Source organism: Acinetobacter lwoffii, assembly GCF_019048525.1.
GTDB lineage: Bacteria > Pseudomonadota > Gammaproteobacteria > Pseudomonadales > Moraxellaceae > Acinetobacter > Acinetobacter lwoffii_K.
The window spans coordinates 1,294,464-1,307,722 of record NZ_CP077369.1; the positions used below are offsets into that span (position 1 = coordinate 1,294,464).

General features: G+C 42.2%; 9 protein-coding genes. 5 read left to right on the plus strand and 4 right to left on the minus strand.

All coding sequences use genetic code 11. The features are described from left to right. Positions 1–139 precede the first annotated feature (139 nt). Positions 140–2,395, minus strand: a complete 2,256-nt coding sequence (locus I6L24_RS06060) for a TonB-dependent receptor domain-containing protein (protein ID WP_005245956.1) — start codon at positions 2,393–2,395, stop codon at positions 140–142. 266 nt (positions 2,396–2,661) lie between these two features. Here I6L24_RS06060 and tig point away from each other — a divergent pair, with 266 nt between their 5' ends. The 4 genes from tig (at position 2,662) to I6L24_RS06080 (ending at position 7,020) form a co-directional block, all read left to right on the plus strand. After that, positions 2,662–3,993, plus strand: a complete 1,332-nt coding sequence (gene tig / locus I6L24_RS06065) for a trigger factor (RefSeq protein ID WP_004647426.1) — start codon at positions 2,662–2,664, stop codon at positions 3,991–3,993. Positions 3,994–4,187: 194 nt separating this feature from the next. Continuing rightward, on the plus strand, positions 4,188–4,793 hold the full coding sequence (gene clpP / locus I6L24_RS06070) for an ATP-dependent Clp endopeptidase proteolytic subunit ClpP (RefSeq protein WP_004647427.1): 606 nt from the start codon (positions 4,188–4,190) through the stop codon (positions 4,791–4,793). A gap of 29 nt (positions 4,794–4,822) precedes the next feature. Then, positions 4,823–6,133: an ATP-dependent protease ATP-binding subunit ClpX gene (clpX, locus tag I6L24_RS06075; protein ID WP_004278407.1), complete on the plus strand. Its 1,311-nt coding sequence runs from the start codon at positions 4,823–4,825 to the stop codon at positions 6,131–6,133. A 170-nt stretch (positions 6,134–6,303) separates the two neighbouring features. Beyond that, the gene (locus tag I6L24_RS06080; protein ID WP_004729543.1) at positions 6,304–7,020 is read left to right on the plus strand and encodes a DUF2846 domain-containing protein; all 717 of its coding nucleotides are present in this window, start codon (positions 6,304–6,306) and stop codon (positions 7,018–7,020) included. Between the two features lie 67 nt (positions 7,021–7,087). On the opposite strand, the gene I6L24_RS06085 is transcribed toward I6L24_RS06080, so the two are convergent. Beyond that, a complete protein-coding gene (locus tag I6L24_RS06085) occupies positions 7,088–8,614 on the minus strand; it encodes a fumarate hydratase (RefSeq protein ID WP_153567012.1) in 1,527 nt (508 codons plus the stop codon). Between the two features lie 705 nt (positions 8,615–9,319). On the opposite strand from I6L24_RS06085, the gene I6L24_RS06090 reads away from it, so the two are divergent. Then, complete coding sequence (locus I6L24_RS06090; protein WP_004729548.1) at positions 9,320–9,559, plus strand: DUF2171 domain-containing protein; 240 nt, start codon at positions 9,320–9,322, stop codon at positions 9,557–9,559. 231 nt (positions 9,560–9,790) lie between these two features. On the opposite strand, the gene pta is transcribed toward I6L24_RS06090, so the two are convergent. Then, complete coding sequence (gene pta, locus I6L24_RS06095) at positions 9,791–11,929, minus strand: phosphate acetyltransferase (protein ID WP_153567011.1); 2,139 nt, start codon at positions 11,927–11,929, stop codon at positions 9,791–9,793. A gap of 54 nt (positions 11,930–11,983) precedes the next feature. Beyond that, positions 11,984–13,204 carry an acetate/propionate family kinase gene (locus I6L24_RS06100; protein WP_114542258.1) on the minus strand — a complete coding sequence of 407 codons (1,221 nt, stop codon included), beginning with the start codon at positions 13,202–13,204 and terminating at the stop codon, positions 11,984–11,986. Between the last annotated feature and the right edge of the window lie 55 nt (positions 13,205–13,259).

Sequence of the window (13,259 nt, forward strand, 5' to 3'; positions counted from 1 at the left end):
AAATTAAGGCTTATAGGATGAATTCAGAAGGTGTGTTCAGCGGACGCTTACATAAATTAGGGATTTTTCGTGGAGTACTAATCTAGCGATAATAAAAAACCCTGCCAGGGCAGGGTTTTAAATAACTTTCACTTAAATATTAGAAGTCATATGAAACAGATAGCCAGTAGTTACGGTCTGGAATATAAGTACCCGCTAAACCACTCGTCGTTTTAGTATATAGGAAAGCATTTTCAACTTCGTTATCACTATTAATAAATGACTTATAGTCGCCAAAGTCTTTGTTCAATAAGTTATTCACACGACCTGAAACAGTAACTTGATTGTTGACTTTATAAGATGCACCTAAATTAAATAGCTCATAGGCTTTTAACTTATTGCCGACAGCATCAATTTCACGACTTACATTGACATCGCTTAAATCAGGATCTATGAAACGTACACGGTCAGATTTATATTCAGCTTCTAACCAGGTAGTGAACTTATCATTCACATACCAAGTTCCTGTGAAGTTCAAAGCGTGACGAGGTGTATTTTCAATAGGATTACCTTTATTTTCACCTTCGGTAATTTCAGACTCTAACCAAGTATAGTTTGCTTTTACATCAAAGCTTGGAGAAATTTCATATTTAGCACTAAGTTCCACACCGTAGCTTTCAGCTTCGCCTGCATTGCCTTTAAAGCTAAAGTTTTGCTGATTATCAAAACTGCCTACAGTCATGCAGTTGTTTGCAGGTGCTTGTCCTGTTGGGCGACCTGCCCATAAACAGTTTTCAACGACGCGTGCATCACTGATGATAATATCTTTAAACTGAGTAAAGAACGCAGTGGTAGCTAAAGAGAAATTAGACAAGTTGTCGTAAACGAAACCAAGTTCATAGTTTGTGGTTTCTTCAGGCTTAAGATCTGGGTTGCCCAAAGTCACGTTTCGGCCTTGTGAGCTAAAACCATTGATTCCATTATGAAGGTCATTCGCTGTTGGAACTTTATAGCCAGTACTTATACCACCTTTTAAAATCAACTGATCATTGGTGTTCCAAACTAAATATGCGCGAGGTGTAAAGTGACCACCAAAAGCACTATGGTCTTCGTAGCGACCACCGAAAGTGAATGCAAGAGAATCCGTTAGATTCCATTCATCCTCAGCGAACACAGACCAAGAATCTTGTTTAAAAGCAACTCCATTACCTGCTGAGTTATCGATGGTTTCACCATCTTTATATTCAACACCAGCTGTAAGTTTATGGTTGCCAAGTGTTGAAATAATACGAGAATCAACGGTTAGGTCTTTATTTTCTAAAATACGATCTTGTGTACCATCTGAATAATAATTGTATTCAGGTACATTTCCTTTTGGAAGACGACGGCCTTCTTGTTCAGAAGAAACATAGTTTGCAAATGTTTTCCATTGACCTAAGCTAAGCTCAGCATCTACACCTGCAGAAATACGATCTCTTAAGAATTTGATCTCGTCTTTATATGAACCAATTCCTGATGGTAAACCTGTCGTACGGTTGAATTCGTAAAGTTCACCTAAACGGGCATCACTATTATCAAAACGTTGTTTAGCATGATCAAAGTCTACCCAAGTAGAGACATTATCATTTACATTTAGCGTAAGTTTTGTACCCACAGCATAATTATTTGCTTCTACTGTACGTGGGTCACGACCTTGGCTACCTTCATCAATAGTTTTTGCGGGGGTAACAAGTCGATCTGATTGATCGCGGTGGAAAAACTCGCCACGTACTTGTATACCAAGTTTATCTTGAATCACTGGACCATTAACAACTGCACTGGTTTTCCAGTTATTACCAATATCAGAATTTTCTTGAATATTCTGTTCAACAGAAACGTTACCATTCCATTCTGATGCAACTTTCTTGGTAATAATATTAATGATACCGCCCATGGCATCAGAACCATAAAGGGTAGACATAGGACCACGAATGACTTCAATACGTTCAATAGAAGCTAATGGTGGCATAAAGCTTGTACTAAATTCACCAAAACCATTTGGACCAATTGAACCAGAAGTATTCTGACGCTGACCATCGATCAAAATAAGAGTGTAAGATTGATTCAGACCACGCATTTGGATATTTAAACCACCAGTTTTGCCTTGGCCATTTCGTACGTCGACACCTGGTACTTCACTGAGCGCATCTGCAATACTGGTAATACCTTTTTTCTTTAATTCTTCTGCGGTTACTACACTAATTGAAGCAGGCGCATTTTTAATATCTTGTTCAAAACCCGCCGCTGAAACCACAATCGTAGACATTTGATGTGTTGTTGTAGGAGTCGCTGTCTCGTTCACAGTCTCTGCAAAAGTAGATGTTGCTGTAACCCCAAGAATTGCCAATGTAAGTGGACGAAGACTAAAACTATGCATGACCAGATTCCCGAACCGAAGAATAAATTAGTATTGTTGCTCAAATAAGAAACTGGATATTAATGATAGTATTTATCATTTGCAATAAAAATATACATTTTCTCTATTTAAATTGGGTTGACTAGGTATCTGGAAAGGTAGCAATTCAAGTGAAAAAAGGGCTTAAAAACTGGAACTCGCGCGTATTTTTTGTATATCCTTAAATGTTGTCATATAATGTGGCACATTTTTATAAACCTGTTATAACCTAATATATAGAGGAAGCCATGCAAGTAACTTCTGAAGCGGTTTCGGGCGTTGCCCGTCGTTTAAATGTTTCTGTACCGACGAGCCGTATTAATGAGCAATTTGAAGCTCGTTTAAAGCGCACTGCTAAAACTGCGAAGATCAACGGCTTCCGTCCAGGTAAAGTGCCTGTAAACGTAGTTCGTCGTGAATACGGCGCGGGTATCTACCAAGAAGTAGTAAACGATATTATTCGTGACACAGTTTTCGAAGCGATCCAGCAAGAAAAAATCAATGCTGTGGGCATGCCAAACATCGAAAAAACTGAAATGAAAGACGACGCGCTGGTATATACAGCGACTGTTGAAGTTTATCCAGAAATCGAAGTGAAATTCGACGGTTTGGAAGTTGAGCGTAAAGCAGCTGAAGTAAATGACAAAGACGTTGAGAAGATGATTGAAAATCTTCAAAAACAACGTGCTGCTTGGGCTGAAACAAAAGGCATGGCTAAAAAAGACATGCAAGTCACTTTTGATTTTGAAGGTTCAATCGACGGCGAAAAATTTGAAGGCGGTTCTGCAGAAGACTTCAAACTAGTACTTGGTTCTGGTCGTATGATCCCTGGCTTCGAAGACGGTATCGTTGGTATGAAGAAAGGCGAAGAGAAAGTGATTGATGTAACTTTCCCTGAAGACTACCAAGCTGAAAACCTTGCTGGTAAACAAGCTCAATTCAAAATCACTGTGAAGCTTGTTGAAAAGCAAAAACTTCCAGAAATCGATGCTGAATTCCTGAAAATCTTCGGTGTATCTGAAGAAGAAGGCGTTGAGAAGTTAAAAGCTGACGTTCGTAAAAACATGGAACGTGAAGTGAAGAATGGCCTTCGCAACCAGGTTAAAGGCGCGACTTTCGATGCACTTGTAGCTGCAAACGAAGTTGAACTTCCAGCTGCTATGCTTGCTCAAGAAATTGACCGTCAACGTCAACAAATGATCCAGCAGTTCACACAGCAGTTTGGTGCTCAAGGTGCGAAAGCATTTGATTCAAGCATGCTTCCAGACGAATTGTTCAAAGAACAAGCTGAAAAATCTGTAAAACTTGGCGTACTTGTAAGCCGTGTTTTAGCTGATGCGAAAATTGAAGTAGATGCTGCACGCGTTGAAGCGTACATCGAAGACATGGCTTCTTCTTATGAAGATCCAAACGAAGTAATTGAATACTTCAAAAACGATGCGCAACAACGTGCCCAAATCGAAGCAGTTGTACTAGAAGACCAAGTTGTTGATTACATTTTGGCTTCTGCTAAAGTAACTGATGCGACTGTAAGCTATGAAGACTTATTGAAAGAGCAGCAAGCTCGTCAACAAGGCTAATTTAGCTTTCGATAAAAAAGGCGCTTAATGCGCCTTTTTTTCATATTGATGCCTGAAAAAAGCATTTCTGTTTTTCACAAAACTAATGCAAAAAATATAATGGATTTGTTGGCGAATTTTTTGCAATTTCAGTGATTATCCCTCATATTGTGATTATGGGTTAGGTCACAAAAAATTTAGGAATAAATAAACGTATGTATGTTCCAACGATTGAAAACGCTTTAGTGCCAATGGTGGTAGAACAATCCTCTCGTGGTGAGCGTTCTTTTGATATTTATTCACGCCTTTTGCGTGAACGTGTAATTTTTATGACGGGCGAAGTTGAAGACAACATGGCGAACCTGATCGTTGCGCAAATGTTGTTTTTAGAGGCGGAAAATCCAGATAAAGATATTCATCTATATATCAATTCACCAGGCGGTTCGGTAACTGCGGGTATGGCGATTTATGACACCATGCAGTTTATCAAACCTGATGTCGTAACGTACTGCATGGGTCAGGCAGCATCAATGGGTGCGTTCCTGCTGAATGCCGGTACCAAAGGCAAGCGTTATTGCCTTGAAAATGCCCGTGTCATGATTCACCAGCCATTGGGTGGTTTCCGTGGTCAGGCTTCAGATATTGAAATTCATGCACGTGAAATCCTGTTTATTAAAGAACGTTTAAACCGTTTAATGGCTGAACACAGCGGTCAGGATTACGAGAAAGTTGCACGTGATACAGACCGTGACAACTTTATGACTGCTCAGCAAGCGAAAGAATACGGTCTTGTGGACGAAGTTTTAACTAAACGTCCATAAGTTTTAAAGATTGAGATAGTGGAGTAAATATGTCCGAACATCCTCAAGGACAAAAGCATTGTTCATTTTGCGGTAAAACGCAGTCTGAAGTCGGGAAGCTGATTGCAGGCGAGGACGCATACATTTGTAACGAATGTGTGGACGTATGCTTAGATTTGGTTCAAACCAGTCAGCAGGTGGAAACCAATGACTGGGCCAATCGTCCTTTGCCGAAACCGCATGAAATTCGTGCGGCCTTGGATCAATATGTGATTGGTCAGGACGTCGCGAAAAAAACCTTGTCAGTTGCGGTTTATAACCATTACAAGCGCTTGAAAGTGCAAAATAATGGCAAGAAAGCTGATGATTCAGTCGAGCTTTCAAAAAGTAATATTATGTTGGTTGGTCCGACAGGATCGGGCAAAACCTTGCTTGCACAAACGCTGGCACGTCTTCTGGATGTTCCATTTGCCATGGCAGATGCAACGACACTGACCGAAGCCGGTTATGTGGGTGAAGATGTAGAAAACATCGTACAGAAGCTTTTGCAAAAAGCAGATTACGATGTCGAAAAAGCGCAAAAGGGGATTATCTATATCGACGAGATCGACAAGATTACCCGCAAGTCTGAAAACCCATCCATCACGCGTGATGTATCAGGTGAAGGTGTTCAGCAAGCATTATTGAAAATGATTGAAGGCACGGTTGCATCAATTCCGCCACAAGGTGGACGTAAGCATCCACAGCAGGAATTCATTCAGATTGATACCTCGAACATCCTCTTTATCTGTGGTGGTGCATTCTCAGGACTTGAGAAAATTGTACAGCAGCGTCAGGAAAAAGGTGGCATCGGCTTTACTGCAGAAGTGCGTAAAAAAGATGAAACCAAGAAGCTGTCTGACTTGTTCCGTCAAGTTGAAGCAACTGACCTAGTAAAATTTGGTTTGATTCCAGAATTTATTGGTCGTTTGCCAGTAATTGCCACTTTGGACGAGTTGGATGAAGAAGCATTGATGCAGATTCTGACTGAGCCGAAGAATGCGTTAACCCGTCAGTATCAACATCTGTTTGATATGGAAGATGTGGATCTGGTTTTTGAAGAATCGGCATTACGTGCAGTGGCTAAGAAAGCAGTTGAGCGTAATACAGGTGCACGTGGTCTACGTTCGATCCTAGAAAATTCATTGCTGGAAACCATGTATGACTTGCCAAGCCGTAGCGATGTCGGCACTGTCGTCATCAATGAAGCTGTGATTAAAGGTGAAGCAGAGCCGGAATACCGTGCCGAGCGTCAGCCACATGATCAGCAAGAGACAGCAACAAAAATAGATTTAAAGGTCGTAAATAGCAAATCTGCTTAATTGCTATTCGTCCGAAACGTGCGAAAACTCCGTGTTTTCGCACGTTTTTTATTTCCAAAAATAAAGCTCGGTGTTAATCTGATTCACTAGGCGTGGATGCCTAAAACTTATAAAAAACAAATCGCAAAGCACTTGCATACAAAAGAATAAAGACGCAGTGAGGGATAAGCATGCGTGGAGTCGCAATTGTACTCATCAGCAGTTTGGCATTGCTGGGGTGTCATGGTAAGAAAGCCGTCGTTGAGCCTACACAGCCACTCAGCACTTTAAAAAATATCGATCTTGAAAAAAAACCGGGCTTTGTCGAGCAGCATCGTATCGGCATGTTCACCATTGGCGGTTGGGTCAATCAAAAGCAGGGCAACCAGTTTCAGACGGTGAAACCGCAGCATGATGAAGCCGCCATCGTGTATTTATACCGGCCCGATTCTAAATGGAATCGTCAGGAAATTGTCGCTGCCAGCCTGTTTATCAATCAAGAACATATTCCAAGCTTATTGCACAACCATTATTACTGGATTGAAGTGCCTGCAGGGACCTATCGTTTGAGTACCAGTCGACCGCTAGGCGCGCTGCATTTCCAGAAACCTAAATATCTGGATTTTACTGTCGAAGCGGGACAGTCTTATTTTATTAAATATGATGAAGAGAATATCAGTACACGCCGGAGTGTTTCAGGGCCACTCATGCTGATGCCGGAAAAAGTTGGTCTGAATGAAATTGCTTTTACTCAGCTAAAATCAGACAGTTTTAACTTCGTGGCACAAGATCAGGAAACTGGCCAGATTCGTAAAAAAGCCCAAAAAATTGAACCGACTGCTTATGATCCATCATTGGATGTACAGCTAAAAGCACCTTTTAAACTTTGGGATCCACGGACTTGGTAATTGACATTTTATTGAGAAAATATAATAAAAAAGCACCCTGAATGGGTGCTTTTTTATACAGATTTAATTAGCCCGCAGCAGCGTCAACTACTGGAATCTTACCAATTTTTGCTTGCCAGATTTTAGGTGCAGTCGCGTGAATAGAAGTACCATTCACATCAACCGCTACAGATACCGGCATATCTTTTACCACAAACTTGTAAATTGCTTCCATACCCAGGTCAGCAAAGGCAACCACTTTAGCTTCGCGAATAGCTTTAGACACGAGGTAAGCAGCACCACCGACAGCCATCAGGTAAGTTGCCTGGTTGTCTTTAATGGCTTCAACGGCAGCAGGACCACGGTCTGCTTTACCGATCATGCCGAACATGCCAGTTGCTTCAAGAACTTGACGCGTAAATTTATCCATACGCGTAGCCGTTGTTGGGCCAGCAGGGCCTACAACTTCGTCGCCGACTGGATCAACAGGGCCAACGTAGTAGATAAACTTGCCTTTCAGATCAACAGGAAGTTCTTCACCGTTGTTCAGCATGTCGACCATACGTTTGTGTGCAGCATCACGACCTGTATAGATTGTACCGTTAAGAAGAAGTGTATCGCCTGGTTTCCAGCTATTCATTTCTTCTTGGGTAATCGTGTCAAGGTCAACACGTTTAGAAGATGAAGAATCCCAAGTCACAGCAGGGTAGTCTTCAAGTTTAGGTGCTTGAATATGTGCAACACCTGTACCATCTAACTGGAAGTGTGCATGACGAGTCGCAGCACAGTTCGGGATCATACCAACTGGTTTACCTGCAGCATGACATGGATAATCTTTGATTTTAATATCAAGTACAGTGGTTAAACCGCCAAGACCTTGTGCACCAATACCCAAAGCATTTACTTTTTCGAAGATTTCGATACGAAGCTCTTCCATTTTGCTTTGTGGACCACGACGAAGCAATTCGTCCATGTTGATCTCTTCCATCAATGCTTCTTTGGCAAGCATCATGGCTTTTTCAGCAGTACCACCGATCCCGATTCCCAGCATACCTGGTGGACACCAGCCTGCACCCATGGTTGGAACAGTTTTCAGTACCCAATCCACGATTGAATCAGATGGGTTTAACATTGCTAGTTTAGATTTGTTTTCTGAACCGCCACCTTTGGCTGCCACAGTGATATCTACTTTATTACCAGGCACAAGCTTGTGGTAAATCACGGCAGGAGTGTTGTCTTTGGTGTTCTTACGACCAAATGCAGGATCAGCCAGAACTGATGCGCGAAGCACGTTCGAGTTTTCTAAATAACCCTGACGTACGCCTTCATTGATTGCATCATCCAGGCTCATGGTTAAATCGAATTTAACGTCCATGCCCACTTCAACAAATACGTTGACGATACCGGTATCTTGACAGATTGGGCGGTGGCCTTCTGCACACATGCGTGAGTTAATTAAGATTTGTGCGATCGCATCTTTAGCAGCTTTGTTCTCTTCACGATCATACGCACGGCTCATCGCTTGGATAAAGTCTTGTGGGTGATAGTAAGAAATGAACTGAAGCGCATCTTTAACTGATGTGATCAAGTCATCTTGCTTGATAATAGTTGTCATACAAATATCTCTTGAGCGGGCTGATAGCTAGCGGGCTAAATTATAAGACAAAAGAATCGGGTTGTGGGCATTTTGGGCGAGCATTGGCCGAAAGTTTATAGTTTAAGCAATCTGAGCAAGGACTTTAGCTATTCAATCGGTCAAATATGACAGCAAGTTGTCATATTCAGTGTCATATTTCAAATTAAAAATACGCATAATTTTTCTGATTTTATATTAAGTATTTGAATTTTATTGTTTATTTAAAATTTAATAAAAAACCAGATTGTCATATAACTGTCATAAAACTTTTACATAATGCAGCTATTGAAACGGGAGATCCTAACAATGGTTACAGGTATTTTGATGGCAGCTGGTTTTTGTGTATATATCGCTGCAACTTGGATGTATGGTCAGAAAGAAGAGCAAGCCTAAGCTTATCTTCTTTCTCCTATTTTAAAATCTCAAAGAATTAAGCTATCTTCAAATCTTCAAATCTTCAAATCTTCAAATCTTCAAATCTTCAAATCTTCAAATCCAGTTCATCAAACTATAAAAACATTTGAAAACTCAAATTTAAAAAGTATCTTTCCTATAGCTTACTCAAGCCATGTTGACCATTTACATTTTTAACCCAGAAAAACTCAAAGCCTGAAAACCCTTACACATGCGGCATTTTTTATTGCTTAGACTGTTTCTCTCAACTTCTAGAAACAGGCAAGTAGAATGAACAATTTTAATGCAAGTGATATTAAAGAACATGCTTCAGTCATTGCTTCATGTGGTACTCAAGTCGGGAAGGTGGACCATTTAGAAGGTCAGGATTCAATTAAATTAACAAGAAGTGATGATGAAAATAATGAGCATCATCTGATTCCCTTGAGTTGGGTAAGTGAAATCAAAGACGATAGCGTCGTGCTCAATAAAACTGCGGAAGAGGTACGTAAAGAGTGGACTACCTTATAAGAAATTAAAGTTAGTGGACTGAAAAGCAGGGCTGCTTCAGCTTAATTTTTTATGTCACAGACTTTATGAGTAACCGTTGAAAATGCCAGTTCGAAAGACTGGCATTTTTATTGTTTATTAAAACGAGATAATGATCGCGTGCTGAATTTATTGAAGCTATGAGTGTTTTTTTATAAAAAAACCACCTGATTTTTCAATCAGATGGTTTGGAAAACTTAAATTCAAGAAGTATTAAGCTTCTTGCTGCTCGGCCTGAATCGCGGTTAAGGCAATGGTAAACACGATGTCATCGACCAAGGCACCACGCGACAGGTCATTGACCGGCTTATTCAAGCCTTGCAGCATTGGTCCAACACTGACTACATTGGCAGCACGTTGTACCGCTTTATAGGTCGTGTTACCGGTATTCAGATCCGGGAAAATAAATACATTGGCACGTCCAGCCACTTGTGAATCAGGTGCCTTTTGGCGCCCCACGCTTTCCACCGATGCTGCATCATATTGTAATGGCCCATCAATCAACAGGTCAGGACGACGTTCTTTGGCAATGCGTGTAGCTTCCGCGACTTTTTCCACATCAGCGCCAGTACCCGAAGTTCCTGTCGAATAGGAAATCATGGCAATGCGTGGATCTATACCAAAGGCTTTGGCAGAATCGGCGGACTGGATTGCAATTTCGGCCAGCTGTTCTGCATCAGGGTCCGGATTGATCGCACAGTCACCATACACATAGACTTCATCTGGCAACAGCATAAAGAATACGGAAGATACCAGTGAGTAATCCGGAGCAGTCTTAATCAGCTGGAAAGCAGGACGTACCGTATTCGCCGTGGTATGCACTGCACCCGACACCAAACCGTCAACCTGATCCAGCGCCAGCATCATGGTGCCAAGTACTACTGTATCTTGCAGTTGTTCACGGGCCTGTAGTTCGTTGAGCTTGCCTTTACGCAGCTCCACCATCTTGTCGATATAGTTTTCACGCACCAAATCCGGGTCAAGAATTTCCAGATCTTCAGGCAATTCAATGCCGCGCGCTTTGGCTACTTCTAGCACAGCTTCAGGCTTCGCTAGCAAAATACATTGCGCAATGCCACGGGACTGACAAATGGCCGCAGCCTGTACGGTACGCGGTTCATCACCCTCTGGCAGTACAATACGTTTTTTCGCAGCAATCGATTTCTGTACCAGTTCATGACGGAAAGCGGAAGGTGACAGACGTGGCTTATAAGAACCATTCAACATTTGATTCAGCCATTCCGGATTGATATGGCTTGAAACAAAACGTGTCACCTGATCTGCACGTTCGGTATCATCCACTGGAATTTCATTGCTGAGATTTGCCAGTTTTTGTGCGGTTTCAAACGTGCTGAGTGGTGTATGTAAAATCGGTAAACCTTGCTTGATGGCAGCTTGGCAGAATTCCAGTACATGATCATTTGGCTGTTGATGTTCAGTCAGCACCAGACCGGCCAAAGGAATCCCATTACTGCTGGCCAGACTACTTGCCAGTAATACATCAATCCGGTCAGAGGCACTAATAATTAATTCGCCAGCTACAAACTTATGTAGTTCATGTTCAATATTGGCTGAAATCAGACTACTGTGTTGCACACGGCGCTGTTTGGCTTCGCCTTCATTAATCCAGTAAGCAGAAATATGGGCAGCCAGATCAGACATGCGTGGCACACTTAAGGTTTTACTGAAAGGCACCAAGCCAATCACTGGCAATTTTTCAGAACCAATATACGGATGCGTCTGCTGAATAGCTGTAATAAATTCGGCGGTTTCAGCTTTAAGGCGTAAATCTGGATTCAGCGTGACAGGAATCTGCGCAGATTCTTCAGGCAGGCCTTTGGTGCGCATTAACATGATACCTGCCAGACGGGTAGAGCTAGCGCCACCAAAATTACGCAGCTGATGTTCAACTTTGTCTGCGGTTTGGCTTGGCTGCTGAATATTGGCATTGCTGACCACAATAACTTTGGCATCAAGAGCTTGTGCCAGTGAAGCATTCAAATCATCGGCAAAACTGTCCTGAGTATTTGGCAGCAGACCTTCGACAATAATCAGGTCATGCTGTTTGGCGATTTGACGATGCAGACGTACCGCTTCTTCAAGCAATTCATCCTGTTCACCCAGATTGATCTGCTGCAAGACTTTGCTATAACGGATGGGTTCAACAGTTTCACTTTGAGAAATATGACGATACAAAGCCGTGGTTCGGTCTTCGATTTCATTCAATTCCTGGGCAAAAGGTTTCAGGAAACCAGCTTTTACCCCTTGGCATTCTAGTGCATAAATCAGGCCTAAACATGCAGAAGTTAAGCCTACGCCTTCCCCAGTGGGAACCAATAAAATCGTTTTCATAAGTGATATCAGTCGCAGAATAATAAAAATCAGTTAAAAAGTGGCTAAGCCTGCTTATGCAGGCGTTACCTCAGCTTTAGACTTTTTTGCAGTATTGCGCTCCACCTCAAGTTCAACCACACTTTGAACTTCTTGTGCGATACGGCCTTCTTCATCTGTTGGCACTACCCAGATTTGTGGGCCTGTACCTGAATCGATCCGACCTTCAGTACCGCGTTTCAATTCATTGTTGGCGTTTTTATCCAGATTGAAGCCGAAGTGGGGCAGGTAAGTCATGGTCTTTTCGCGGATATAGGCTGAATTTTCGCCAATACCGCCAGTGAAGAACAGACCATTAAGACGTGGCAGACCACAGCTCAACGCTGCCAGAGATTTAGCTAAACGGTAGCAGAATACTTCAATCGCCAGTGCGGCATCTTCATTGCCTTGTTCTGAAGCTTCAATCAGGGTACGCATGTCATTCGACAGGTCAGACAGACCCAAAAGACCACTTTGGCTATTCAGCATCTTGTCAATTTTATAAATGTCCCAACCCAGGTTTTTCGCCAAGAAACTATGCAGGCTTGGATCGACATCACCACTGCGTGTGCCCATAACAATGCCTTCAAGCGGAGTTAAGCCCATTGAAGTATCTACACTTTGCCCATTCCAAACGGCACAGGTCGAGCTACCATTACCTAAATGCGCAGTTAACCAGCCACCTTGTTTGAAACTACCTGCCAGTTCAGAACCACGTTCTGAAACATAGGCATGACTAGTCCCGTGGAAGCCATAGCGACGCACACCATGAGCAGTATATAAAAATTTCGGCAGGGCATAACGATAAGCATGCGCTGGCATGGTTTGATGGAAGGCAGTATCAAATACTGCAACTTGTGGTAATTCCGGGAATAAGCGTTTGGTTGCTTCAATACCAATTAAGTGTGCCGGATTGTGTAATGGCGCAAGCGGCGTTGCTTCACGAATTTTTTCAATAATCTCGTCATTGATCAGTTCAGCCTTGGTCAGGCTGCCACCATGTACGACACGGTGACCGATCGCGTCCGGACGGTAGTTGGCCAGACGTTCAAGACCCACTTCAAGTGCTTTTTTGTGGTCAGCAAATGGAATATGGATATCGACCGGCTCATTGCCAACCGTCACACCTTTAATGCGAGCATTCTCTGTGCCTAAGTTCTCAGCTAAACCATGAATACGGAAATTCTGCTCCTCAAGAAGTAATGCAAACTTGATTGAAGAAGAGCCACAATTAATAACTAATACTGATTTAGACACGATTGATTACCCAATTTTTAATTAAAATTCTCGTCCATTTGCTTGACCCAATTGC